Here is a 24,980-nt window from a genome sequence, read left to right as displayed (position 1 = left end):
CTATCGATGCTTGAGCCGCGTAGCCAACACCCTCGTCTCGCGCGCGATCTGCTCTTCCATCATTGGCCAAATATCCCGCGCCGCGGCGCAATAACCTGACCAGTCCGCCTCGATCGACGTCGTCGTCCACTCGGCAATATGCGCGCGCGAAAACATCCGCTTGGTTGCGGTTGCAAAGAGTAACTCGGACAGCTCCGTCCTTAAGCCATCGTCGGCATCTTTTAGCAAAGTTGGAACGATCACCTCGCTGACGTACCTGGACCGCGACAGGCTGGACGCAGTCAACTGTTCCCGGGCGTCCGCCAGATCACGACTGTTCGGGTTTTCCTCGTTGCAATGCCGTCTGATTTCGCGAAGGCCATCCATGATGTCTCGATGATGCCCTTCCAATGTGCCGAGCATCGCTTCCCGATTCATTTTTTTACCCCTCCCCTGCCGGACGATCATACATCGCGAGGCATTTGCTTCGTGTTTTCGGCCAGCGTCGCTGTGACGTTCGCCCTTTTCGATAGGCCACTCTAAAGACTTGATTGATGGGCTCAAGCCAAGCTTTTCCCCTACGGAAATGTGATGCTTTCTTGTCGATGGGGCCGTCTCGGATGTGGCTTATGGGCCGGGTACAGCCGACTGAAATCTTCGAAGAGTTGAAGGAAAAATAGAAAGGGTTGGGACATCCCGCCCAAGAGGGCGGGACCGTTCAATAGTCGGCAAGAGCCTCCCGGAGCCCCGCGAAGAGCGGGTCTCCGCCCTTCGGGTACAATCACTTGTCGGGCTCCCGGGGCACGCTGACAGGGCTCGTGCGCCAGGTTCGCGGATGGCCTGGGGCGGGTGTGTCGATCTACCCTGCCCTCTTGTCTAGGACCATGACCACCGCAGGCAGCCTTCGGCTGTGGAATCATGCGCTAGGCGCATGATGTGTGCTTTGTGGGCCTGTGTTCTCATCACACCCTTCGCCGTCTCTCAGTGTCTCGGCGTGGCAGACCCGTCCGACGGGGTCGGCGTCAAAGGGGAATTGTCCGCTGGAGCGGACAATGCTTTTATTTGATTTGAAGACGCCTCAACAAGAATACCGGGCCTGAAGGCCCTACGGTTTCCACCGCTAAAGCGGCGGAGCCTCCGTCATTCGTGTTGACCCCGCCAGCCGTGCCTGCCTCTTGAGCCCCTGCGAGGACGGCTCCGGGTGCGATGAGAACAAAGGCCGGGCCTTGCCCATAAGCACGGTAGAAACAGAATTGCTCGCTACCGCGATCAATGCGTCTTTGATTTGTTATTTACGCCCCCTAGTCGGGGGCTTCTTTATGCACGGACTCACCGTGTACGATGATTAGGCGTCAAGTAATCAATCAGGTTGGTCAAATAGAGTGGAGGGGGTAAAAAGAAGATGCCGGAGGGGAAAGGCCCCAAGCACCGGCAAACAGGGGGATAGGCCCCCGCAACGTGGAGTGAATACTATGAACATTGGTTCTTTCAAGTCGGTCGGCGGTCAGCTCCTCGGTTCGGTCGCAACGGCAACCATCGACCTCGCGCGCCTTGGCCTCCGTCCCGTCGAGAGCATGAACGACAAGGCCCCCGCGTTCGAGATCATGGTTTTGAACGTCGCGAAGCGTTGGGTGCAGATCGGCGCGCTCTGGGAAATGACCAGCAACAGCAGTGGCGAAGTTTTCTATCAGGGCAAGCTGGACGACCCCAGCATCAGTGAACCCCTCCAGATCATGCTTTTCGGCAATAACGAGGAAGGTTTCCGCGTCGTCTGGAACCGCCCGACCACGCGCCGCGAAAATCTGGACGGCACGCGCCAGAACCGCCGCAAGGCATCGGATGACGGTTTCGGCACCGGCAACGCCACCGACAACGGCCAGCTTTCCGAGCCGCTAAACGACGAAATCCCTGCGTTCTAAGACCACCCAAACGGGCGGGGAGAGGGGTGCAACCCTCCCCCGACCCTAGCCGCCTACCCCTGCCAACGGAGTCAGACCAATGACGAAGAAAACGACCTCCCCGCGCCTTACCAGCTTTGCCGACTTGGGCGAAGCCATGAACGGCACCAACGCCACGCCCGCGACCGACAGCGCGTCCGACGACGCGACCGACCCCCGCACGGCAGAGATTGCCGAGAGCATGGCCGAAGACACCGCGACAACCAATTTTCAGGAAGCGTTCGGCGACGTTGGCGCGCTTTCGATCGTCGAAATGGGCGACGAGCGCGCCGAACTCGACATGCCCGAGCCGATCGAGGCGCAGCACGATTGCGCGGCGATCATGGCAACCCTTTTCGACCTGTTCCGCGACACCCGCCTAGAGACCAGCGCACAGGCGATCGCTTGGGGTTTCGTAAACTCGTTTCACTACGAAGCGCAGAAACTGGAACGTGAGGAAGACACGCTGTGTCGCGACCTTGGCGAGATGACGCGCCGCTATGATCCGTCCGAGATTTACGCCGTCGAAATGGAGGAATTGCAACTCCGCGCGCAGACCAAGACCGAACAGCGCGCCGCCATCGAATGCATGCGCGACTATGCCGCCGACTGCTACCGGGCACAGTCCGGCCACCCTTGGTCCCCCGCGCGCGGATCGAAGGTTTCCAGCGGAGGGACCGCAAGCCAGATTGCCGCCCTCGATTTCCTGAAGGCCCGCGCGCAGGACCACCGCGAAAAGCGCAACCCCACCGGCCCGCTTGTCGTCTTTTCGGGCGGTCAGGAGTGGCACGACTTTAAACAGCTTTGGGACCGCCTCGACCAGATCAAAGCCCGTATCCCGCACATGACGCTTTGCACCACCGCGCAGCGTAAAGGGTGCGACATGATCGCGGCAGCATGGGCCGCAAGCCGTGGCGTTACCGTGGTTGCCTTCACACTGCAGACGGGCCGCTATGGCAACCGCGCCGGGTTCGTTCGCAACGAGCAGCTTGTAAAACTCGCCCCCGTCGAAGCCATCGTTTGCCAAGGTTCCGGCCTGCAATCGAACCTGTTGCAGACCTTGAAGGACGCCCGCGTCCCGACCCACGCCTTCCGTATCGACGGACAGGCACCGGCACCGACCGCAACCAAGCGGCAGGCAATCGGCTAACCCTATCCGGGCGGCGCAGCCGAGAGCGCGCCGCCCCTCCCCTTTCCTTGGCAGGAAACACTAGGCCAGCGGCGGGCGAAATCCCCGCGCTGGCCCCTTTTTGTCAGCGTTGCTGTGGGGGGAACCCTACGGTTCCCCCCATGCCAGGCGACCGGCCGCGCGACGTCCTTGGCACGGCCCCGTCGGGCCGCACCTGGACGCCGCGCAGCCGGTCGCCTTCCCCCCTCCGGTAATGCGCTGCCGTAGCTTGAGAAGCATCGCGAACGAGCTGCCCGACCGTCCGGTTTGGGGCTGGCGCGGGACCCGGCTCGCTCGCATCGGTCAGGCCCTTCGGCCTGCCCTTCGCTACGCCTCGGCCGGGGAAGCGCCAGTGCGGGCATCGAGCCCGCCCTGGCGCTGCTGCCGCGGGGAAAATCTATCTCAAGTCGTCCTATTATCCCGGGCGGCGCGACAAGCCTCAAGGGACGGCAGGGTCCCACCATTTTTCTGCGAAAAATCGTTGCCCCTACCGCCGCTAAAGCGGTCGCAAGAGCGATCCCTTGACCCTCGCCGCGCCGCCCTAATCCGGAATGCGTCTTGAAGAAGAAGGAGGACGAAATGCAAGTCGCGTTGTTCAGAGCACTAAGATCGGCTAATATAGACGATGAGGCAGCGGCAAAGGCAGTCGTCGTCGTCGAGGAGCAGATCGACATGGCCGTGGGTCGCGCAATTGAGCCGTTGAAGCAGCAAATCGCGGGTCTGGAGGTAAAGCTGGAAAGCGGCCTCAAGGGTATGCAGACCTCAATCGACGGACTTAAATGGTACATCATCGGGCTCGGCTCACTGATGACGGGAGCAATCGCGATCGGGGCTGCGCTCACCGCCTACGCCCAGTTCATCAAATGACCGCGGGAGGGGCTTTGGCTCCTCCCTTCATCGTCTAATACTCAAAGGGCCATCCGGGCGATCGGGTGGCCCTTTTCCGTTGCTGGTTTCGACGGGCGTGCGGCGCCGGCTCGCTCGCTTCGGTACGGCCCCGTCGGGCCTCCCCTGGCTACGCATCGGCCGGGGAAGCGCCGGTGCGGGCATCGAGCCCGCCCCGGCGCTGCTGACGCGGTTTTCCAACGTCTGACAGTCATACCCTGCACGCCTCGCTCGCCTGCGCGCAGCGGCCTTTCGCCCGTGCGCTGACTACGCGTCGCGGCATCGACGGTGGTGCTCGATCACAGGCGTCGCGAAACCTCTCCGGAGAGGAGGGAGGGAGAGATTTGCGGTTTCAACGAAGGATGTCACTATGACCATTACGTTCCGCGTCGAAGACGGCCGCGCCATCCTCGCGCCAATGGCGGCAATCATCACTCCCGACCAGCTCGCATCGCTACGCGATCTGCTTGCCGAGCAATCGCTCCGGTTGGGTTTTGCCATTTTGCTCCCGGGCTACGGCGTCACCGGCGATCCGTGGTTTGAGTTCGACGCCCGCGTCTGCCATCTGTCGCTCGCGACGGTCTCAAAATGCTTCGATCACGACCCTTGTGTCATCGCGATTTTCGACGAGGCTCAGTTCCTCGGTCGACGCGTCCGGGTGGCGCAGACTGAACCCACTGGCGACATTACGATACGCCTCTCTCTGAACCCGGATGCGGCCCCGGAAATAGCTCTCGCAACCCCCCACGCGCTGGCGCTGTTAGACGGCCTTGGGATCGACCGCATGGTCGCCGGCATGGTGCCGATGACGGAGCTTCGCCGGAGGCTGACGGATCCCCGCATCAGGCGTCGCCTCGATTCCGATCCGGACATGGCCGAGAGCATTGAAACGCTGGCGACGATGGCGGCACTGAAACCGATCGAAGGGGAGTACCTGCTGGCGTGGATCTGATCCGTCCCCGTTATCTAAAACGACCGCATGGGACGCCCAGCCTACCGGCTGGCGCGTCCCTTTTTTTTGCCTGATGCCGCCAAGCCGGCGAGGCCCCTCCCCTGCCGAAAAGAGAATGGCCGCACGAGGTAGCAAACCCGTGCGGCCATTAGCGTGGGCCTCGGTCTCGAACCGTCTCAGGCTTTCGCCGTGAGCCGCTTCTCGACCTCGTCCACGCCCAGCGTCTTCACCGCCTCCATCAACCGCTCCAGTCGATCCAGCGGGAGCTTGAGCAAACCTACCTTCTCGACCGTCCCAATAGCCGTATCCCGAAGCTTCCTCAGATGCGCCTTTCGGCGATCTGCCAGCTTGCGTTCCTCGGCCTCGATCGCGGCCATTTCAGCGTCCAGTGACTTCGCCATAATACTTGCCTTTTGGTCAGGCTGATCGGGCTCTGAACGGGACCGGTATAGCCATCGATCAGGCGAGGGAAAAGCGCCAACCAACGACCAGCTTCTAACACCAAGGGAAACCCGATGACGATCATCGCAGAACGGTCCCAAGACACCACGTCAGAGCAACCAGTTCGACCGTCATTCCGCCGCGAAGGCGGGCCTCTGCCCCGCGGAAAACCGAGATGCCATCATATCGATACGAAGGACGGGGGAGATCAAATCGACACATGGGAATCGGGACTACAGTAGAGCACACCCTTGCATGCTACGCATGCGTTCATGAAAGAAAGTCTAATCAAATCAGTGGGCTTGGTCCCGAAAACGGCAGGGAGCTCGGGTACCGATGATGGCTATTCGGTCCCAGAAAAATGGGCCGACTTTCACGCTGAATACACCTCGACCACAGAATCTGCTCCAGCAGTCAGAAAGGACGCCGCCTGTTCCTGCGCGTTTCTGGATGGCAATTATGCTCGCCGCAGGCATCCGCCCCGACCGTCGGAGTACACCATCTGGGATACCGAGCTAAAGGGTTTCGGGCTTCGCATCCTGCCCACCGGAAGCTGCTTCTGGACGGTTAGATCGCGTCAGCGAGGGAAGCATGTGCGGGTCACGCTTGGTCGCCTCGACGAGGTCGCTGCGCGTCTGGCCCGGACTGAGGCGCGCCGACTGCTCGCCGAAGCGGCTGTAGGCGGCTTGCCGAAGCAGAAAACTGCCGTAGCGACGATCACGCTGGAGCGCTTCGTTGACATGTATTGGGCGGACGTAGCGCGATACTGGAAGCCATCAACGGCCAAGCGCAACTTTCAGGCGTGGCGCGTCCAATTGGTGCCCGCCTTCGGCACCATGCTCGTCAGCGATGTGCGGTCCGCCGATGTGCGGCTCTGGCGCGACGATTGCGCGGGCGAAAATGAGGCGCAGTACAATCGCGCCATTCCAGTTCTTGGTAGCCTGTTCAAATATGCCGAGGCGCTCAATCTGCGTCGCAAGGGATCGAACCCCTGTCGAGGGCTCCCCCGATATCGCCGAGCGGCAAAGGAACGCTATCTTTCCCCGGTTGAATATAGCCGGCTCGGCGCTGCGTTGCGGGCAGCGGACGAACGCTTTCCGGCGGAAGTCGCGATCGTGCGGCTGCTTCTGTTCACCGGCGCCCGTATCAGCGAAATCCGGGATCTGCGTTGGGAATGGGTCCGCCCCCCTCACCTCTCGCTGCCGGACAGCAAGACGGGACCCAGGACGATCTGGCTGAACAGCCAAGCGCTGGCGGTGCTGGCCAGCATCCCCCGTCGCGAAGGATGCGCGTTCGTCTTCCCGAACGGTGCCGCGACCAAGCCGCTTACGATAGATCCGTGGTGGTACGGCTTCCGTCGATCCTGCTCCATGCCGGATCTCAGGCTTCATGACCTGCGGCACAGTTTCGCGTCTACCGCGATCATGGACAACGTACCGTTGGTGACCATCGGTAAGCTGTTGGGCCATATCCTCCCGGAAACCACGGCCAAATACGCGCATCTGGCCGACGAGGTGATCGGGGATGCCGCCCAGCGGATTTCCGGCTCACTCGCACAAGCCTTGGGGTTGCGCCAATGACAACGACCTCACTGCGGGCAATTGTTGCAGAGGAACTCGCCGACGTCGGCCAACACGTTCGCTACAGGTTACCGACAAGCCAACCCCGGAGTACGGTCTGGCTTGGCGAGCGCGGGTTAGGCGTGCGCCGATACGCGAGCGGGCGCGCCGTGTATATCGTGCAGACGCGAATGAACGGACGGTGCCGCACTATAACCATCGCGCCGACCTCGGTCGTTACCGAGCATCGGGCAAGTATGATCGCGCGCAGGGTCATGGCGCATGCCGAGCTCGGACATGATCCGGCAAACGACAGGTTTCGGATACGGTCCGCGCCGATGTTTCAGGACTTCCTCAATGAATACTGGCAGCGCACAACGCCGCGCTGGAAAAAGACCTCTCGCGAAATGCACGATTGTTATCGCCGTCTCTACCTTGACGGTTCCTTTCAAGGCATATCCATCGACGAGATCAACGAGGAACATGTCACCCGGTGGTTCGCGGCGCTGAACAACAACACCAGCCCAGGTGCAGCCAACCGCGTACTGGCGATCATCAATGCCATACTGAACAAAGCCGAGGAATGGGGTTATCGCAGCGATGGCACGAACCCCTGCCGGTCTGTCCGCCGCAACAAGACGCGGAAATGCGAGCGCTTTCTGAGCACTGCGGAATTGCGGCGGTTGGGGGACCTTCTGGCCGAAGATCAGACTGTCGAAGGGAGTTTAAGACCGACGGTGGCAGCGGCGGTGACGTTGCTTTTGCTTACGGGGTGTAGAGCGAGCGAAGTGGCCGGGCTTCAGTGGCAGGACGTCAGAGGCAATCGGATAAAACTGCGCGATAGCAAAACCGGGCCCCGTACGGTTTGGCTGGGGGACGACGCACGGGCAGTGATTGACGCACTTCCTCGGCACCGGAATGTCCCCTGGTTGTTTTGGGACCCGGCGCGCCGTACGCCGCTGCTCAAACGTATCTGCTCACCCCCTATGCGGCGAGGGTCGGCGCACGACGCTGTGAGATGACGTCTACGATCGCTTGGAGGGCGGTCTTGCCGTGTAGCTTTGCTGTGGCGATCACGGAGACTGTGGCAGCGTAGAACTGCGAGCCCCAGGTCGAGCGGAAGCAACCGGTTACCTTGCGGAAGATCACCGACATGCGCAGCGCGCGTTCCGAGCCGTTGTTGGTGTAGGGCACGTCGCGCCGGGTCATGAACACGAACAGGTCGGTGCGGCACCTCTTGATCGCGCGCATGAGCTTTTGCCCCTGCTTGTGCGGTACTGCGAGCTTCATCAGGCCGGTCAGTTGTCGCTCCAGCCGGGCGAGATACTGGGCAAGCGTTGTATTCTTGAGCCGGTCTCGTCGTTTGCCGATGTTGCAGGCCCGCTTGAGCAAAGCCTTGAAGCCCGGTGCGAACATCATGTCGCCGCTGTCGATGGCATATTGTGCGTCGCGTAGCAGGTGCGCCAGGCAGACCTGGCGCTGCTCGCCATGGCCGTTCTGCGCACCGTAGCGGTCCGCTACCCAGACCTTGGGCCTGGCCCCGCCCAGGAAGTCGGTGATGATCCGCGCGGCGCGGGTGTCGGCGATGATGTGATAGATCGCGGTAGTGGTGTGCATGACCCACTGCCAGTGCTTGCGCCCGCAGACCCGTGCCGACGTCTCGTCGGAAGCGATCACCTCGGCCCGGCGGACTTCCTCGCCGATCTCCTCGGCCGCCTCCAGCATCGGCTTGAGCGCGCGCTGGAGGATATTGGCGACCGCACCTTCGCTGATGTCGAGACCGAAGACCGTCTTCATGATCTCCTTGAGACGCTCGAAGCTGATCGCTTGCGTGACGTGGAGATGGATCAGCAGTGCCTGGATGCCGGGGCCAAAGGGTGAGCCCGGCTCCATCCCTTCGGGTACAGGTGCAGTGAAGGTGGCCTCGCAACACGGGCATACTCCGCTATGCAGATGGACGCGCGTCGTCACCGGCTTGATCGGCGGGATCTCGATATGATCATAGGCATGAACCTTGCGCTGGTCGTCCTGGCTCAACGCCGCGGCGCAGTTCGGGCACTGCGTGGCAAGGGCCTCGACCACCTGGTCGGGATCGGCAGCCAGCGCGCGGGTGACACCGGGGCGACCCTTGCGGTCTTTGCGCTGGCGCTCGGGCAGGTTTGGCTTTTGTCCGGCGCTCGGCGGTATCGAGGAATTGTCCGGCGTCTTCGGCGGCTTGCCCAGCTTGTCCTCCAGCTCGGCCACACGCCTCTCAAGGCGCGTGATGGATGCCGCCTGAGTCTCTACCAGGGCGCTTAACTCCGCAATTCGCGCGGCCTGAAGCGAAATAACTTCCGCCTGCGCCAGCACCAGCGCGACCAGCTCATCATGCGAAAGCGCTCGGACGGCTTCGACGTTCATGAGGATTCTGAATCAGCAAGCGCGCAACGGCGCAAGCAAAATCCGGCAGCCCCACCCAACCTCGGACTATGCAGCCCGTGTCACGCCGCCTGTGTTACCGCCGCAAGGGGGTGAGCAGATACGCTCAAACTGAGCAATTATTGGCCGAGCATTCGCAACCGAGCTGGTTTATCTAATGTCAGACTTCACGATCTGCGCCATACGTTTGCCAGCCATGCCGCGATGAGCAGGGAAACGTTGTCGATGATTGGTCGGCTCCTCGGACATCGTAGTTTGAGTTCCACGTCTCGCTATGCCCACCTGGGGGATGAGCACGTATCGGACGCTGCGCAGCAGATCGGGGACGTTATGTCGCGGCTCCTGACATGACAAACTTCTAGGTAACTCCGTCAGCTTCGTTCAATATTGCAACGTGGTTAGCGTTAAGCTCCCGACTAACGTAATATTCCTGTAGACCAGCAGCGACGTACGAGGGGACACTTTTGATGATGGGGCGGTATCTGGTATCCGACACAAGAAATTAGAATCCCGCTATGCTCACAAAGATAAATGCCGTCTGAACGGCGCAGTGAGGAAAAGGGGTGTCAACTCAGAGGAATCTCAGGCAGCCTCAAGAAGCAATGCATCATTTTCCGCTTTGAAAAGCCAAGACAGGTCATGGCGTGGAGGAGCTAAATCTAGTCCAAAATGCCTTACTATTTCGTCTTTTATCAAAAGATATTTTGGTGGAAGAGCTTCCATCTCAGGATCGACCAGCATGGCAGTTGCTTGTGGCAGTTTGTTTGAAGACGCAAGCGCATGAAGCTTTAGCAATGCCGTGAAGTCACCTTTCAAGGTTGCAGTTAGGCTCACGGCGTGAGTTACATCGTTCGCCTCAAGTGCGAGGGACGCCAGGGTCGCCCGCATCATTCGGTCCTCCCTAGCGAACGGTACATTTTGAATTCCGTACTGCAAACGCCGAACGGCATCGCTCGTAAATCCGGTACGATGATCCAGATGAGCGCGAAGCATGAATGTCCGCCACTCTGCTTCAGTGTAGGGATTGTCTACTTGCAAAAGCTGTAACGCCTCATCGTAGCGTCCTACATACACAAACAGACTGGCGAGTGAGTTCGACGCAAACCGCGCGTGCCGCGTCTTATCGAGAATTGCTCGGTAAGCCTTTACTGCTTCCTCTACACGACCAAGCCGGCGGAGCATGCCTGCGCGGGCCGATTCAATTGACCGATCGTAAGGAAAGCGTTCACGCGCACGATCAAGCACTATTAGTGCCTCATCATAATTGCCCTGATAGCGCTCAAGGTTAGACAGTGAAATGCTCAAATGCGGATCGAACGGGAAACGGTCTAGGCCGTCTCTATACAATTCGGCCGCATCTTTGACCCTGCCCGTTCGTTGCAGGGTGGCACCATAAGCTGAAAGCGCTGCTGAGCTTTCAGCAAACGTCGTTGCAGTTCGCGCAGCCAGGCTCAACGCTGACGTAGCATCATCTTGATCCAGGAGCGTGTAAGTTAAGCCACAACGAGAATATGTGTCGTACGGAAACTGTGCTATAGTTGCCTCGAAAAGCTCCTTAGCTGCGTCAAAATCGCCCTTATCTCTGTAGATTTGCGCTATTCCGTTACGAGCCACGGCGTCGCCAAACATACGTACGCTATTTTTAAAGACACCAAGGGCTTCATCATGGCTGCCAAGCTCCCGGAGAACAGAGGCAAACCCATTCAATATTCCAGCATGCTGATCAAAACGACGCGACGCTTCGGCGTACAACGCCTTAGCCTCTTCTAAGCGACCCATATCTCTTAATGACTCAGCCACGCCTGCTATAATGTAAGGCTCTTGTTCGGTTCCCGAAAATCGATCAAGTGCCTCTTCGTAAGCGGTCAGTGCAGCATCAGGCAGGCGTTGCAATCTCAATATGCGGGCACGCTGGGTAGCCGCGAAAGCGCCCTCGCCAAAAGCTTCAGCCAAATCAAGGGACGAAACTGCGTCAGAATATCGTCCATAATGTATATACCCTTGCGCAAGCTCCGCATGGGTTTTCGGATCATCGACTTTGATCTTTACTGCCTGTTCGGCCCACTCAAGAGCTACGGACCAAGCGCCAAGATCTCGTGCATCACGGCTTAAGCTCGTTAGACTCTTGGCAACATGCTCCGGCTCACCTTCGCGTTCCTGATGAGAGACTAGTTCACGAGCGAACGACCGGGCGGTCTCGAGGTCGCCTGCGACAACACGATCCAGAATCGCACGCTTTTCGCGCTGAACTCGCTCTAGGGCACGACGTCTGGCACCCGCACCATCGAAATTGAACGGTTGACGAAATTGATCAGTGTTAGGCAAGTCCTCTGTGTTGCGTAGCTTTAATGAAACCTGGTAGTGCTTAGTCCATGCCTGAATGACGCCACGTGCATTTTCCAGTTTGTTAAGAGATGTATGAACCTCGAATATTGCTTTACCCATCGGTAGACCGTCAGCGGCTGCTAGAACCAACGTCTTGAAGCAACCGCGCTCTATAGCCTCGGCCTCAAAAGCTCCCCGCCCGGTCTGACCAAATAGCTCTTCTGGTATAGCATCGAACGCCTCCCGGACTCTGGTTGTCTGGGATTGAGAAGCGTCCAGCTTGTGGACTGCCACGCTAATTTCGCTGTCGCCGGAAAAATATGCATTCATTCGCGTGGGATTAATTACCTTTGGTAATGGCTTAGCGAATAGAACGTTCGCAACTCGGCTAGCTATACTGGCGTGGATCTGAAGCATTTCCTCCAAAAACGAAGCAACTTCCTCATGATCGTCAAACTCATCTTCAGGATCGATGAGGTATAACAGAAGAGACAAAGCGCGGCTCGTTGCCCACGGGATCCGCGCGGCATTCCTGGCGTCAATCTCCCGCTTAAACTCGCCGCTCTGGACATCTGTGCAGCCATTGAATGTAAATCGAAGGGCTGCCCGCGTAGCTTCGGACCTCTCTCCGGTATAAATATTCTCAATTGTAAATGCAGACTGTCGCGGGAAGGCAATCAGTCCGGCTTGAGCTGAATACATTGCAAGCATTCAACGCTCCTTTACGCTAACGCCTGCAGCGATGAGCTTAGCTTTTACCCTCTTCCACACGACACGATCCGGGCCCGTAGGAGGCTTTGCCGACACTGCAGAAATTGCCTTTCCCGGTATCGCGCCGAACATATGAACCTCAATGAAGTCGCTAGTGGTAGAGCCGGCAGACTGTTTCAGAAGGATATTCGGATAGTCGGCCCGCTTGGTTATCGAGGATATCTCGGATTGGAGTTTGGCCATGGCCAATGATGAGCGATTCTGCCAGGTTGCTCGATAACCTAGTGGCACACCTTTTTGCATCGCTATTCCATGGTTATCGAAAAAAGTAGCCGGATTTTCCTCGAAGACGGAGGATCTCTTCTCGACAAATATTTCCTTTAAAGTCAAGGAGAATGGTCCATAGCCATCAACACCTTCTCCATCAATCGATAGTGCTCCGTAACTTATATATCTAAATACATCGTGAGGATTGACCGAGCTATCAAACATCTGGCGTTGGTTGTCGAAGCCGTTGTTAGGCAAGCGGGCTCCAGCGGCAACCATGTTATGGTAAGTGCTTTGAAGGGCGTTGTCGTTCTCGACGATAGTTTGCAGTGGTGCGAGCTGCATTGCTACGACGACGACCGAGGACTGCACGGCATCGCCGAAATCCTCTAGCTCTGTCCGGCATCGACGCGCGTCAGCAGAAGCTACGGCGTTTGCCACTCTAGCGGCCAGAGCGTCAACCTCTTCAGGGCTTTCAGCGGCCCGCACGTTCGGAAACCCCACGGGTAGTCCACATAGGGTGCAGGTGAGAGCCGCATAGGGAATCTCCGCCTCACAATCGTGCACAGGAAGCTGCGCGGCCGTCACTTAATAGATACCTCCGGTATTTAAGATGGCCTTACAACGGGTCGCCTCTTAGCACGAGGAAATTGCGCCTAACACGCGATCGCCCTTGGCGATATCGTCGTCGGCGTGGCCGACAACCCTGACCGTGCGGCCGTCGGCGGGCTCGATCAGGTGAGAACGGGTCCTCTCCTACGTGCCGCGCCAAGACGCCAAGATGATCCCGTATCGCAATTGAGCGATGTTCTGGGGCCCGGTGCGCTGTACGCCATTGCTCAAACCGAGCAATTATCGGCGGAGCATTCGCAATCGAGGTGGTCTGTCGAACGTCAGACTTCATGATTTGCGCCATACGTTTGCCAGCCATGCTGCGATGAACTGTGAAACGTTGTCGATGATTGGGCGGCTCCTCGGACATCGCAGTCTGAGTTCCACGTCTCGCTATGCTCACTTGGGGGACGAGCACGTATCGGACACTGCGCAGCAGATCGGGGGTCTCATTGAGCGGCTGCTAACATGACAAACCGCAGTTGCCTCAACAGCGTGCGTCCAAATTGCAAGACTGGTTACGCCAGCAGGCGACGAACACTGAAACGTCGATGCGGGGCGTCGGGATTCTGCCAAACTGTGGTCGAGAATCTCGTGTATGCCAACAGCGTCCTAGCGCCCGAGGAGCATTACATACGGATTACGGTCCCCAATGGAACGAGCTATCAGGTATTTCGACCTAGCGCTTATCCAGGTTGGGGCGGCGAGCCTGAGGGCCTTTCCAAGGTGTTTGAGTCGCAAAATACGCTTATTTATTTCTCGGACTACCCGGATGATAACTGATAAGGGTCTGGCACCGATTCCTCAATAATCTTAATCTGGTCCAAACTAAGTCGATTGGTCTTGTAGACCATGTTGTTTATCTCAGTCTCGGCATCTGTGATAACTTCAAGCATAGCGACGCACTTTTCCTTCTCACCTTCGAAATGCGAAATCCATTCAGACTTTCTGATAAGGCTCATATCACCCTTGCAACGTGCAATTTCCGATATGAATTCCTTACTGCTCAGCAGGTACCATCTCTTTAGTTTTGGAGGATAAACGTTAAACGTGAAGTCAGACTCGACCAAACCTCGAAATCTAGAATTTGCCGAATCCAATTCAGCAATCTTTTGTCGGATTATCTTATACAGATCGGTAAACGGAACTTGTGCGGTGGCCGAAATCATAGGAAATGGCAGGGACTCTAGTATCTTCGGCTTAACCTGAGCCATTGCTCTGCCGACCTCGCCCGAAAGAAGCCGGTAGCAGTACGTTGAAAATTTCGAGTTTAGCACAGCAGAAAGAAAATATGGAGAAACTCCGCTGATCGGGCTCATTACATATATGCCATCTGTCGGATAAAGAGTCGACTCATCTACCGCGGTGATGATACGATCACTCGTAATGACGCCAAGGACCTTTTTAGGCTTGAGAAATATTTCCTCGTTACGAGCGCGATGCAGCGTAAAGAATGGATGCTTCCCCTGTGAGACCTCTTTACAAGTTATCTTTTCTCGGAACCGAGAGACGTAGGATATGCCATTAGTGATGTCTTCGGTCGGACTATCCTTAGATATATATAATATTGACTTATCGGATGTTTGAATCGTGTATCTCCGTACTTCTGCCCCCCCGGTAACAGTCGGTTTTATCAATGCCTCTTCAACCATGAACTCCTTAAAACGTGATCGTGGCGCGATAAAGGCTTCCTTAAGATCAGGGCTTATACCGCGCTGTATGCCATCGCGATCAATGACCTGGCCTAATATTGATTTATGTTTTGAAAGTATTGCGTACCCGGGAAGATTTTTCGTCGGCCATATCGAGTTAGGCAAACTCGATAATATGTTAGCCTTTACTCGTGTAATATGCTCATTATTAAATATCGCCGCCTTGTCCCGTAACGTACTAACATCCCCAACCTCTACAATGTTAGATACCTCCGGCTGTCCGATCTTAAACACCGTTATGGCACATGGTCGAGACACATCGTCAAAAACGTCTCCGAGATTTAGTATCACTTGGATTTGGGAACGTTCGGCGATCCACTGACGTAGCTTACCGGCGTCCATCTGGTATAAAACGGAGTCTGGAATTACCCAGCCGTTATAAGCACCTTGGTTCGATATGCTTACAGATTTGGCCATAAAGAACATGTAGGAATCAATCATGCGAACAATTATTTCGCTATGATTTTTCTTGATCGATGCCAACTCGGTCGCTGTGATCTGAGCTCCCCATGGCGGATTTCCTAAGACAACGTCGAATCCGCCCTTGGACATGATTCCGGGAAACTGCTCGTCCCATGAAAATGAACGATCTGGCGAAATAGCGGCATCGTCAACTAACGAGTTACCACATTTGATATTATCGTCCAGATAGCTTAGCTTTTCATTCCTGTTTGCAGTTTTTAGCCAGAGCGACAACTTTGTAATCTCTACAGACTCTTGGTTTATATCCACACCAAAAAGGTTGTTCGAGAGGATATGCGTATCCCATCGAAATAGCTGTCGCTGACCGCCTGATAAGGTAGCAAGCTCATTATTTACTGAAAGCCCCTCCCGGTATAGAAGGTCGAATACTTCGTTGAGGAACGCTCCTGATCCGCACGCTGGATCTACAACTTTGACATCGGTCAGCGCAACCTTGTAAGCCTCCCAAGCCGAAAGATGCTTATCTATCTTGGCGTTGTTTACGATAGATCCTTTTCTTGCGCCGCGAGTAATTGGCTGAATTGACTTGTAATCCGTGTCATCTAGTTCCGGGAGATTCTGAAAACCAATCTTCGATTTTTGATCATTGAGCCAGCCACCAACCGCCTTCTCAACTATGAATCGAGTAACATAGGTGGGTGTATAAAAAATCCCGTCTTGATTTCGCTTGCTTATTCTTGATGCGCTATCGGACGTCGCGCCAACAAATGAAGACTTTATCGCCTCAAGGTCGGATATCGACTGTTCAAATATAGATCGTGTCCCACCGCGTGGTGTAGCTTCAGCGGCGTAGCCGCTTTGATCTCCGGGCAGGGCCGGGTCGATTACGCCGTCATGGACGACAACGTGACGGTGGTATCATCGCCCAATTGCGTCACGCTTTCCAGTGTCATGTAACGGCCCCGCTGAACCGCCCACTCATCGTTTTGCTCGAGCAGCAAGGCGCCGACCAGCCGGGTGATGGCATCCTCGTTGGGGAAGATGCCGACGACATTGGTGCGCCGCTTGATCTCGCCGTTGAGGCGTTCGAGTGGATTGGTGCTGTGCAGCTTGGTGCGATGCTGTGGCGGGAACGACATGTACGCGAGCACGTCCTCCTCGGCAGTGTCCATGAGCTTCGCGAGCTTGGGGACATTGGGCCTGAGTTGATCGGCGACCTTGCGCCACTGACCCTTGGCGGCTTCGGGCGTCTCCTGTGCGTACGCGGTGGCGATGAAGGCCGAGACGACGCGCCGCCCGCTCTTGCCGGCATGGGCCGTAGCGTTGCGCGCGAAATGTACGCGGCACCGCTGCCACGTGGCGCTGAACACGCGTGAGACGGCAGCTTTGATGCCCTCGTGGGCATCCGAGATGATGAGTTTCACGCCGCGTAGGCCCCGCCGCGCGAGGCCGCGGAGGAAGTCTGTCCAGAATGTCTCGGCCTCCGACGCACCGATCGCCATGCCGAGCACCTCGCGCCTGCCGTCACCGTTCACGCCGACCGCAATGGTGACCGCGACCGAGACGATCCGACCAGCCTGACGCACTTTCAGGTACGTCGCGTCGACCCACACGTATGGCCAGTCGCCTTCAATGGGGCGCTCGAGGAACGCCTTCACGCGGACGTCGATCTCCTCGCAAAGCCGGCTCACCTGGCTTTTCGAGATGCCGCTCATACCCATGGCCTTCACCAAATCGTCGACCGAACGGGTCGAGATGCCCTGGATGTATGCCTCCTGGACGACTGCGGTTAGCGCTTTCTCGGAAAGGCGCCGGGGCTCCAGAAAGGCGGGAAAGTAGCTGCCCGTCCTCAGCTTGGGGATACGCAGTTCAACGGTGCCGGCCCGCGTTTCCCAGTCCCGCTCGCGGTAACCGTTACGTTGCGCGAGGCGGTCACTGCTCTTCTCGCCATAACCCGCGCCGGTCAGACTACCGACCTCCAGGTCCATCAGCCGCTGCGCGGCAAAGCCAATCATTTCGCGTAGGAAATCTGCATCCGCGCTCTTTCCCACCAGCGCTTGCAGGTTCATCGTATCGTCGGTCATCGAAGGTCTCCGTTGGTTGAGTCTTGCAACCCAAACCTATCCGAAGATCTTCGATGGCCACCCGTGAACCTGACCGGCCGCTACAGCGCTGGATGATAGCGCGCGACCGGTCAGCTTCACTACCGCTGAGCTACACCACCAGCGGGGACACGACCCAAATATATGCCCGAGAATATTAACGCTCACGTCGCTAGCGAAGTCATATCCCCCAATCGTCTTAAAACCTTCGCATAGGCGATCGCTAACATTAAGATTGTCGAGCAATGTCTTTTCAGAAAATAGGCCCCCGTTGTAGCCCGGTATCTTTAACGTAGGATTGCCTTTATCAATGGATCGAAAGAGTCCCTTGAAATTTTCCCAAGCCGGTTGTGGGTTCCATCTGCCTCTATCGTCGTAGCAGTCTTCAAGTGTGTTATCCGGAAGTAATCCGCGATCCTCCGCGAATGCGACAAATAGGACGCGATCAAGAATCGTCTGCGTAGACTGGATAATGTCCATGATATCCACACCAGGATTGTCCTTAGACAGAGTGGATATCATTTCATCTCTCAGCGCACGATAATCCGTATAAAGCTTATTCGTTATATCCTTATCTTTATTTTCGCTTTCCTTCAAAAGCGACTGAGTGCGCCCGTCTAAAAGACTTTCAGCAGAAAGGAGAAGCATGAACCGGTTATAGAGTTTCGGATCGGTTAATGATGTTAGGTCAAATGACTCATAGTCCTTCCGTCCATAACCTATAGCGTAAAGTCTTATCTCACGGTAGTTTGACAGAAGAACCCACTTCGCGCCCTTCGCATCCATACCGTATTCCCAAGCCTGTTGCACTGGCGACTTATTACGGCCGGGCATTACAGCGTCGAGGTCCTTTGTCTTTGCACCTTTCAGCTCGAAAGGTGCGAGAATGTAAGTCTCGCTAGGGCCGAAGCGGCCAAGCGCTACATCGACATTGCCAGTACCCACAGGCTGATTCTTTCCTAGGGACCAACTTAAGCCCGTGCTGCTTCCCCGGTAACCCAAGACATCGATAAGGATACGTTGGATAAACTCACCGTCATTGGACGTCTCACGGTTAAAGGCACCTGACGCCAAACTCGTAGCCCACTCGGCCAGTATCGTTGCATGACTGTCAGGTAGCGACTCTGGTTCAAGAGTGTACTTTTCTATGATGCGAGGATGGAACAATGGCATTCTAAGTTAAACTCGCAGTCTTGGACAAATTGATATAAATACAGTATTTCACCTTAGGATGCGCTGACTAGATTCTAGCGCTGGAGGGATTGCCGTCGCCAGCTTTCCACTGCCATGGTGAGATCACTTCTGCTGGTGGGGTCCGCCCACTTATCCCAAAAATCGATCGTTCCGCTCAGCGGTTCGTTACGGGGCTTTGCAACTCTTATTCTGGTTGGCAAGAGAATCGCGTCCCCAACGACGAGCGCCTCCCCCGTATCAAGCACGGGAAGAAGATCACTAAAGCTGCCAAGGCTATCTGGCAGAAGGCGCCGGACCACCGATTGATCATCCCCATTTGTAAGTCGCATTGCAACCAGGTTGCTGCACTGGCTCACGACGGTCCGGTTTACCTCTGACGGCCTCTGGCTAATCACCACGAGACCAACACCATATTTGCGGCCCTCTTTTGCAATCCGCTCGAACACGGCGACGGCGTTTTCAGCTGCGCTAGTGGCGACATCTTGCGGAATGTAGAGATGCGCCTCGTCGCAAAATAATGCCAGGGGGTGACGGGCTCCGCTTGGAAGCCACTGCTGCACTGAAAAAGCGAGGCGGGCGACGAGGCCAACTATGAGGGGCAGGACGTCTGACGGGACTTCCGAAAAATCTATAATTTTGACGCCGCCCTTGTCTCCCTTGGCGGTCCTGCCTGCTAATAATTTGGTTACCAATGTGTTCAACCAGTCATAGGCCATTGCTTCCGGATGCGATGGAAACAAAAAGCCAAGGCGACGATCGGTTGCCTTGTTTTCTAGCCGCTGAATAAGCCTGCTAAGCTTACCAAAAAAATCGCCCTGCTTTTCACTTCGTGCTCCCTGCACCATCTCGGAATTAAGGACCTGCAGCTGGTTCAAAACTTCTTCGATCGGGAAAGGCACAGGGCTATCGATCGTGAAATTAGCTAACGTGTCGGTATGCCCGCCCGCGGATAGAAAATCGCGCTTCGCTTCGTTGATTGCCCGCGACATCAACATGGCTTGGTTCGGCGCATTTGTGTCAGATCGGTCGACGAACATCGACACCAACGCTTCGTAAGTGAGCAGCCAATAAGGGAGATGAAGCACGCCGTCGTCGAGGCCCTTACCCGCCTCGATATCGGCGGGGCCAGCAATGCGAAAGTGATCGAAGCCATCGCCGACCATGGAGGCATATTCTCCATGCATATCGAAGACGATTGCGTTGGCACTGGAAAGATCAGCGACCTGCTCAAGTAGGCGTGCAGTCGTCCATGACTTTCCTGATCCCGTGCTACCGACCACAAGCGCATGGCGTTGAAAGAGCTTGTTGCCGTTCAGGAAGGCCTCAGCGTTTGGATCAAGGCTATAATGGCCCAGCGAAAGCCGTTGCCCGTCGGCCGTAACGGCCGAAATGACTTCCATAAAACGGGTGAGCTTTTCGCCCTCTAAGGCGAAGCAATTCGCTTCGATCTCTGGCACTGTTTCGAGGGTTCGGCGGAAAACGTTTGATTGTGTACCAACCCTAGTAAGTAGAGTTCCAATCAAAGTGATACGGCAAAGATTGACCTCCGGAAAAGCCTGATCGGAGGCATCGATATCAGCTGATCCCGAGCGTTCCTGAAGGGCCGTGCGAGTGATTTTCTGAATGATGCCGATTAGATGTTGGCCGGCTCGGCTGCTTTGTAGCGCGACCAAGCGATTGACCTGAAGTGTTCTCAGCGCCTCTGTATCATCAACTCGGACCACCACCGTAGCGGTATCCACAGATTGGACGCAGCCAAGAGCCTCCGTATCCTCATAATTTAGGATGGTCATACGTCTGCTCCGAGTGTGAAATCAAGAAAATCGCGAAGCCCCCAGGCCGCCAAACCTGGTAGCTCAACCCCGGCAGGATAAGCGTTTGTGTAGGCCTTGCTGCCACCGGGCCGCTCTTCGATCGCTAGATACTTGCGGCATCGTCCCCCGCTGAGGAACTGCCTTGCAGGTTCAGATACCGTTTTTGTTATAAGAACGATGGGAATAGAGTCGACTTCGCACCTCTCGACCATTCTCGTTTGTAGATGCTGATCGTTAAAGCCGTAGCCAACGCAAAAGTAGGCACGAGCACGTTCCAGCGCAGCGTCGGAGCAAGTAAATACCGTCCGGAAGGGCTCTAAGTGTGCAAGGCGGTATTTGTCGATACCCGGCGTAATCATTAGGGGCGTGAAGCCGTCCGGCGTCTCGCGCATACCGCGTATGCCAACAATCTGACTGCTGCCCTCGAACCAGTCCAATGAACCATGAACTTTCCACACGTGAACGGTGCGCGTGGCGTCCGGAGGGTTTGACGGGCGAGGCGCATGGCCCGGTGTGCGAACCTGTAGATAGCCCGACGTAAACCCACTGAAATGAGAGTACCCAGCAGCATCTGCCGCGTACTCGGCGATGCGATCATAATTTGGCGTTATGACGTCGATCTGACGCTGCGTGCTGGTAAACAAATATCGATATAAGCGCGCGAGTGGAAGGTAATGGCGGTCGAATAGTATCTTGGTGAAAACGGCTTCATCGGAGGGAAGAAGGAAGGAACGGGTTTCGACCGCAACGTAAGCCGTCTGGCGCTGCGTCAACCGTACAGCGCCAAGGGCCGTTTCGAGGTCAACGCCGTCGGCAAGCTTCTTCTTGAACGCCGCCCATTCAGCCTCTTCCTCGCTGTCCGGATCTGCAATCCCCACGAGCGTATTAAGGTGTTCCGCGAGCGGCCACATACCGGGTATCGCGTGCGCTGCCGACGCGCCGCTCCCAAGGATAATGACGGGCGCAAGACGCATCGCCTCCTGCGCGAACATCAGTACCTCTTCAACCGGCGTCGGGTCCGCCATCTTTCTCCCAACTCCTCAAGCTAAACGCGCCCTGTATCGGCGATCAATGTTCGCGAAACCACTAGAAAACGGTAGCCGTTCGCAATTCTAATTGTCCAATCATGGACGAGCAGAAACTTCGTTCACGTGTGTCCACGTGCTTCCATCAATGCTCCATTTTAAATGGCAGTTTTGGCGCTCCGCTATAAATCTGGCGACGCCGTTTTCATGCGATCGTTGCACGGGTAGCGGATACGCGGTGAGCGCCGCAGCCTCGCCAACCATCGCCGCCGATCCGCCTTTAACGAACGCGATTTTCAATCGCTGGTTCTTCTATTCGGGGTAGCCAAACTGCCGTTTTGACGACGATGCTCAGTCGCATACGGCCACCCAACCGCAGACGTAGTTAAACAGTTCGCCGCCAGGTGGGGACATGATGGCTATTTGGTCCCACATTCAGATCAAAGCAGGAACACTCTCCGTTTGCGGAAGCTGTTCCACCCGCGCTTACGCGCGGATGGCGCCGTTAGAAGATTGAAAAAAAAGCCAAATTTGCCGTTCGTTGCGGTTCTCGAATTAATACGGATTGATCGGGTATTGACAGCACACCCTTGCAAGCTTTGCTTGCTTTTCCCGTTGAATATCAGGACCTTAAAAGGACCATGATAGTGTATACAATGTCTTACAGTTTGTCTTACAACGTATTACGCCTCAAAAGCGCAGATTTCCGCCGTTTCCCGCGTAAGACACCGTAATACGGCTTATGCCCAAACCACGATATCGAGCTTGTTGTAGCCGCGTTCCACAGCTATAAGGAACGTCCTCCTAAGGACCCATCAGCCTCTCTGCTAGGAGGCTGGTTACTTGAGTACCTCACGCCCTTATACCCTTCGGGTAGCCGGTGATCTGCGTGCCCGTATAGAGGCAGAAGCAGCCAAACTGGAGTGCTCGCCGTCGGACCTAATTCGTCGGGCGATCGAACAACATCTTGATGGCCGAAAGCTGCTTGAAGGCAGCGAGCGACGCCACTTGCGCGTGACCGAATATATGCAGGTCGCGCTCGATGCGATCATCCGGGAAAACCACCCGGAATTGCGCGAGACGCTCGTCCTCGAAGCCGACCGTCGCATGAAGCTTCATCATGGCGCGTGACGACCCAAAAGCGCCCCGCGAGGACATCCGCAACGATCGGCGTCCGATCCCCCAAAAGCACCATAGCGCACGTGGCGAAGCGCCTCGCAATTCGGGCAACTTCACCCGTGGCAGCCAGCTTCTCAATACCCAGGTCCTGATGTGGCTACAGGGTGCCAAAATGCCGATCTACATGTGGCTTGGCACTTTCGTCATCGCCTACTCCACGATCCTCTCGCTCACCCTCGACGAGAACAACATTCAGCTCATTTCGATGCGCATCCTGTCCGGGCTGTGGGACTGGATCTCGTTCGACGAGATGAAGCGCATCAACCTCCGTCTGCCCGACGACAGCGTGCGCCACACCTACATGGGCTACGTGCCTTACGTCCCGGAGGTCATCCTTGCATGGCACAAGGCCGTGAAGGGGTTCATGGGCTCGGTCGCGATTGCCTCGTGCATCACCATCCCGCTGTCGATCTGGTACGTCGACTTCTCGGCCCGTCGCGGCAAGGCGATGATCCAGGAACGCCATGAGCGCGGCGCCATGCTGGTCGAGCGCGATCTGCTCTATTCCGAGATCGCCCAACACAACAGAATCGAGTTCGTGAAGGAGGCCGCAAAACTCTTTCCGGACAAGACGCCGGAACAGGTCCTGAAGCTGAAGTTCAAGGCCCGCAAGATGGGCGGGATCCACCACCCCTACACCGTTGCCGGCATCCCGTTTCCACACCGTCTCGAACAGTCACATTTCATGACGCTCGGCACCACCGGTTCCGGTAAAACGACCGTGTTCCGTAAGCTCCTTCGTGAGATGCGCGAACGCGAAGATACCGCCGTCGTGTTCGACCTGACCGGGGCCTATGTCGAAGCGTTCTACGACCCGACACGTGACACCATTCTCAACCCGGCCGACGCACGGTGCCCGGCCTGGACGATCTTCAATGACTGCCGAACCTATAGCGAGTTTACCGCAGCCGCTGGAGCCCTGATCCCCTCGGACGGCGGGGCGGCCGATCCGTTCTGGGCACTCGCTGCACGTACCCTTTTCATCGAGATGTGCATGAAGCTCATCGAGAAGGGACTGACGTCCAACCAGGCGCTTGCCGACAACCTCATGACCGCTGACCTGAAGCTGGTTCACAAGCATCTTGCCAACACCATCGCCGACCCCATTACGGCCCCCGAAGCGGCCAAGATGGCAGAGTCGATCCGCGCGGTTTTCAATACGAATGCGCAGGTCCTGCGCTTCCTGCCCGACGACGGTCCACAATACTCGATCAAGGACTGGATGACGTCCGAGAAGAAGCCTGGCTCGATCCTATTCATAACCTCCAACTACACCGACCTCGAGATGAACCGGGCACTGCTCACGCTCTGGTCGAACCTCGCCATCCACGCGCTGATGACGATGAAGAAAACCCGCAACCTGCGCACCTGGTTCGTGTTCGACGAACTGGGCGCACTCCACCGCCTTCCGGCTATCGAGGACGGCCTCCAGACCGCCCGTAACTTCGGTGGTGCGATGGTGCTCGGGTTGCACTCGTTCGACAAGCTTACGCAGGTCTACGGCGAGGAAAATGCCCGCAACCTGTCGTCGCTCGCACGCACCAAACTGATCCTCGCCGCAGCCGACCTCGACACTGCTGAACAGGGTGCGCGCTACATTGGCAACCGCGAGATCCGGCAGATGGATGAGGGGTACAGCTATGGTTACAACAACACCCGCGACGCCTCGACCCTGACCCCCCGTAAACAGATCGAGCCGCTGGTCATCCCCGATGACATCATGAATTTGCCCAGCCTGCACGGCTTCGTGAAGTTTCCCGATGGCTTCCCTGCTGCACGCATCCGCCTGGAATGGGAACATTACTCGACCGTCGCCGAGGGCTTCATCGAGCGGAAACCGGCTAAGCCGGACGAGCCTGGAAGGGTGGTTCGCGGAGGTGGTGGCAAGCCGCAGAGTGGCGACGACGATGTTGGACGTGGCGATGTGCCCGGTTTGACAGAAGAAGAGGTTGAGCCGGCAAACGTGGCCAACACCTTCGCCACTAATATCCTGTCGCAGCCGACTGAGAACGAGGTCGACAATTCGCGCGACGCTACACCGGTTGAAGCCACCGCCAGAACCGAACCGCCGGTGCTCGTCCAAGACATGCGTGAGCGTTCCGGCGATGACGATCGCAAGGACCGCGAACGGTCTCTGGAGGGTAAGTCCGTCCAGGCGCGCAGTGAGGACCAGCAGCGCCAGAAAGACGATCCTACGCCGACCGGAGAACGGCCGGAGGACCTGTCGATCCGGGAGGCGCGCGATGCCTTCCCTGATGACGGATACGGGATGTAACG

At 56.9% G+C, this 24,980-nt stretch carries 20 protein-coding genes; 10 read left to right on the top strand and 10 right to left on the bottom strand.

Annotated features, from left to right (window positions below; all coding sequences use genetic code 11):
• Nucleotides 1-447, bottom strand: a complete 447-nt coding sequence (locus AC1MLZ_RS20940) for a hypothetical protein (RefSeq protein ID WP_056678167.1) — start codon at nucleotides 445-447, stop codon at nucleotides 1-3.
• Between the two features lie 1,004 nt (nucleotides 448-1,451).
• Here AC1MLZ_RS20940 and AC1MLZ_RS20935 point away from each other — a divergent pair.
• From AC1MLZ_RS20935 to AC1MLZ_RS20920, 4 genes are all read left to right on the top strand, one after another.
• A complete protein-coding gene (locus tag AC1MLZ_RS20935) occupies nucleotides 1,452-1,898 on the top strand; it encodes a DUF736 domain-containing protein (RefSeq protein ID WP_093400791.1) in 447 nt (148 codons plus the stop codon).
• A gap of 79 nt (nucleotides 1,899-1,977) precedes the next feature.
• Nucleotides 1,978-3,066 carry a DUF2493 domain-containing protein gene (locus tag AC1MLZ_RS20930; protein WP_480961892.1) on the top strand — a complete coding sequence of 363 codons (1,089 nt, stop codon included), beginning with the start codon at nucleotides 1,978-1,980 and terminating at the stop codon, nucleotides 3,064-3,066.
• A 576-nt stretch (nucleotides 3,067-3,642) separates the two neighbouring features.
• Nucleotides 3,643-3,951: a hypothetical protein gene (locus tag AC1MLZ_RS20925; RefSeq protein ID WP_480961891.1), complete on the top strand. Its 309-nt coding sequence runs from the start codon at nucleotides 3,643-3,645 to the stop codon at nucleotides 3,949-3,951.
• Between the two features lie 388 nt (nucleotides 3,952-4,339).
• Nucleotides 4,340-4,921 carry a hypothetical protein gene (locus AC1MLZ_RS20920; RefSeq protein WP_480961890.1) on the top strand — a complete coding sequence of 194 codons (582 nt, stop codon included), beginning with the start codon at nucleotides 4,340-4,342 and terminating at the stop codon, nucleotides 4,919-4,921.
• A gap of 176 nt (nucleotides 4,922-5,097) precedes the next feature.
• Here AC1MLZ_RS20920 and AC1MLZ_RS20915 read toward each other — a convergent pair whose 3' ends face one another.
• Nucleotides 5,098-5,322 carry a hypothetical protein gene (locus tag AC1MLZ_RS20915; protein WP_093400787.1) on the bottom strand — a complete coding sequence of 75 codons (225 nt, stop codon included), beginning with the start codon at nucleotides 5,320-5,322 and terminating at the stop codon, nucleotides 5,098-5,100.
• Between the two features lie 312 nt (nucleotides 5,323-5,634).
• On the opposite strand from AC1MLZ_RS20915, the gene AC1MLZ_RS20910 reads away from it, so the two are divergent.
• Complete coding sequence (locus AC1MLZ_RS20910) at nucleotides 5,635-6,942, top strand: tyrosine-type recombinase/integrase (protein WP_480961889.1); 1,308 nt, start codon at nucleotides 5,635-5,637, stop codon at nucleotides 6,940-6,942.
• Nucleotides 6,943-7,196: 254 nt separating this feature from the next.
• Nucleotides 7,197-7,943 (top strand): tyrosine-type recombinase/integrase, encoded by a 747-nt coding sequence (locus AC1MLZ_RS20905; protein WP_480961888.1) that lies wholly within the window; start codon nucleotides 7,197-7,199, stop codon nucleotides 7,941-7,943.
• Here the strand turns inward: AC1MLZ_RS20905 and tnpC are convergent.
• Nucleotides 7,906-9,321, bottom strand: a complete 1,416-nt coding sequence (tnpC, locus tag AC1MLZ_RS20900) for an IS66 family transposase (protein ID WP_480958268.1) — start codon at nucleotides 9,319-9,321, stop codon at nucleotides 7,906-7,908. The two genes, AC1MLZ_RS20905 and tnpC, sit on opposite strands and share 38 nt — an antisense overlap.
• Nucleotides 9,322-9,450: 129 nt before the next feature.
• On the opposite strand from tnpC, the gene AC1MLZ_RS20895 reads away from it, so the two are divergent.
• Complete coding sequence (locus AC1MLZ_RS20895; protein WP_480961935.1) at nucleotides 9,451-9,690, top strand: tyrosine-type recombinase/integrase; 240 nt, start codon at nucleotides 9,451-9,453, stop codon at nucleotides 9,688-9,690.
• A 231-nt stretch (nucleotides 9,691-9,921) separates the two neighbouring features.
• Here the strand turns inward: AC1MLZ_RS20895 and AC1MLZ_RS20890 are convergent, their stop codons facing one another.
• Both AC1MLZ_RS20890 and AC1MLZ_RS20885 read right to left on the bottom strand, forming a co-directional pair.
• Nucleotides 9,922-12,375, bottom strand: a complete 2,454-nt coding sequence (locus AC1MLZ_RS20890; RefSeq protein ID WP_480961887.1) for a tetratricopeptide repeat protein — start codon at nucleotides 12,373-12,375, stop codon at nucleotides 9,922-9,924.
• Nucleotides 12,376-13,146 carry a hypothetical protein gene (locus tag AC1MLZ_RS20885; RefSeq protein ID WP_480961886.1) on the bottom strand — a complete coding sequence of 257 codons (771 nt, stop codon included), beginning with the start codon at nucleotides 13,144-13,146 and terminating at the stop codon, nucleotides 12,376-12,378.
• Nucleotides 13,147-13,447: 301 nt separating this feature from the next.
• Here AC1MLZ_RS20885 and AC1MLZ_RS20880 point away from each other — a divergent pair, with 301 nt between their 5' ends.
• Nucleotides 13,448-13,726 (top strand): tyrosine-type recombinase/integrase, encoded by a 279-nt coding sequence (locus tag AC1MLZ_RS20880; protein WP_480961885.1) that lies wholly within the window; start codon nucleotides 13,448-13,450, stop codon nucleotides 13,724-13,726.
• Between the two features lie 292 nt (nucleotides 13,727-14,018).
• Here the strand turns inward: AC1MLZ_RS20880 and AC1MLZ_RS20875 are convergent, their stop codons facing one another.
• From AC1MLZ_RS20875 to AC1MLZ_RS20855, 5 genes are all read right to left on the bottom strand, one after another.
• Entirely contained in the window at nucleotides 14,019-15,917 is a 1,899-nt protein-coding gene (locus AC1MLZ_RS20875; RefSeq protein WP_480961934.1) for an Eco57I restriction-modification methylase domain-containing protein, read from the bottom strand.
• A 356-nt stretch (nucleotides 15,918-16,273) separates the two neighbouring features.
• Nucleotides 16,274-17,473, bottom strand: coding sequence for an IS256 family transposase (locus AC1MLZ_RS20870; protein ID WP_480958258.1), 1,200 nt, complete (start codon nucleotides 17,471-17,473; stop codon nucleotides 16,274-16,276).
• A gap of 36 nt (nucleotides 17,474-17,509) precedes the next feature.
• Nucleotides 17,510-18,664 (bottom strand): hypothetical protein, encoded by a 1,155-nt coding sequence (locus AC1MLZ_RS20865; RefSeq protein WP_480961884.1) that lies wholly within the window; start codon nucleotides 18,662-18,664, stop codon nucleotides 17,510-17,512.
• 74 nt (nucleotides 18,665-18,738) lie between these two features.
• Nucleotides 18,739-20,478 (bottom strand): ATP-binding protein, encoded by a 1,740-nt coding sequence (locus AC1MLZ_RS20860; protein ID WP_480961883.1) that lies wholly within the window; start codon nucleotides 20,476-20,478, stop codon nucleotides 18,739-18,741.
• A complete protein-coding gene (locus AC1MLZ_RS20855) occupies nucleotides 20,475-21,524 on the bottom strand; it encodes an SIR2 family protein (RefSeq protein ID WP_480961882.1) in 1,050 nt (349 codons plus the stop codon). Before AC1MLZ_RS20855 ends, AC1MLZ_RS20860 begins: the two co-directional genes overlap by 4 nt.
• Nucleotides 21,525-22,367: 843 nt before the next feature.
• Here AC1MLZ_RS20855 and AC1MLZ_RS20850 point away from each other — a divergent pair.
• Nucleotides 22,368-22,655, top strand: a complete 288-nt coding sequence (locus AC1MLZ_RS20850) for a hypothetical protein (protein WP_132741093.1) — start codon at nucleotides 22,368-22,370, stop codon at nucleotides 22,653-22,655.
• Nucleotides 22,645-24,978, top strand: coding sequence for a type IV secretion system DNA-binding domain-containing protein (locus tag AC1MLZ_RS20845; RefSeq protein WP_480961881.1), 2,334 nt, complete (start codon nucleotides 22,645-22,647; stop codon nucleotides 24,976-24,978). Before AC1MLZ_RS20850 ends, AC1MLZ_RS20845 begins: the two co-directional genes overlap by 11 nt.
• Nucleotides 24,979-24,980 lie beyond the last annotated feature (2 nt).

It is taken from the genome of Sphingomonas sp. PEI4 (genome assembly GCF_056679955.1).
This window is presented reverse-complemented; position numbering and strand designations above follow the sequence as displayed.

Bases quoted from the DNA above. Each gene is read 5' to 3' on its own strand.
- AC1MLZ_RS20940 (WP_056678167.1), bottom strand. From the start codon at position 447: ATGATCGTCCGGCAGGGGAGGGGTAAAAAAATGAATCGGGAAGCGATG.
- AC1MLZ_RS20935 (WP_093400791.1), top strand. From the start codon at position 1,452: ATGAACATTGGTTCTTTCAAGTCGGTCGGCGGTCAGCTCCTCGGTTCG.
- AC1MLZ_RS20930 (WP_480961892.1), top strand. From the start codon at position 1,978: ATGACGAAGAAAACGACCTCCCCGCGCCTTACCAGCTTTGCCGACTTG.
- AC1MLZ_RS20920 (WP_480961890.1), top strand. From the start codon at position 4,340: ATGACCATTACGTTCCGCGTCGAAGACGGCCGCGCCATCCTCGCGCCA.
- AC1MLZ_RS20915 (WP_093400787.1), bottom strand. From the start codon at position 5,322: ATGGCGAAGTCACTGGACGCTGAAATGGCCGCGATCGAGGCCGAGGAA.
- AC1MLZ_RS20910 (WP_480961889.1), top strand. From the start codon at position 5,635: ATGAAAGAAAGTCTAATCAAATCAGTGGGCTTGGTCCCGAAAACGGCA.
- AC1MLZ_RS20905 (WP_480961888.1), top strand. From the start codon at position 7,197: ATGGCGCATGCCGAGCTCGGACATGATCCGGCAAACGACAGGTTTCGG.
- tnpC (WP_480958268.1), bottom strand. From the start codon at position 9,321: ATGAACGTCGAAGCCGTCCGAGCGCTTTCGCATGATGAGCTGGTCGCG.
- AC1MLZ_RS20890 (WP_480961887.1), bottom strand. From the start codon at position 12,375: ATGCTTGCAATGTATTCAGCTCAAGCCGGACTGATTGCCTTCCCGCGA.
- AC1MLZ_RS20880 (WP_480961885.1), top strand. From the start codon at position 13,448: ATGTTCTGGGGCCCGGTGCGCTGTACGCCATTGCTCAAACCGAGCAAT.
- AC1MLZ_RS20870 (WP_480958258.1), bottom strand. From the start codon at position 17,473: ATGACCGACGATACGATGAACCTGCAAGCGCTGGTGGGAAAGAGCGCG.
- AC1MLZ_RS20865 (WP_480961884.1), bottom strand. From the start codon at position 18,664: ATGCCATTGTTCCATCCTCGCATCATAGAAAAGTACACTCTTGAACCA.
- AC1MLZ_RS20860 (WP_480961883.1), bottom strand. From the start codon at position 20,478: ATGACCATCCTAAATTATGAGGATACGGAGGCTCTTGGCTGCGTCCAA.
- AC1MLZ_RS20855 (WP_480961882.1), bottom strand. From the start codon at position 21,524: ATGGCGGACCCGACGCCGGTTGAAGAGGTACTGATGTTCGCGCAGGAG.
- AC1MLZ_RS20845 (WP_480961881.1), top strand. From the start codon at position 22,645: ATGGCGCGTGACGACCCAAAAGCGCCCCGCGAGGACATCCGCAACGAT.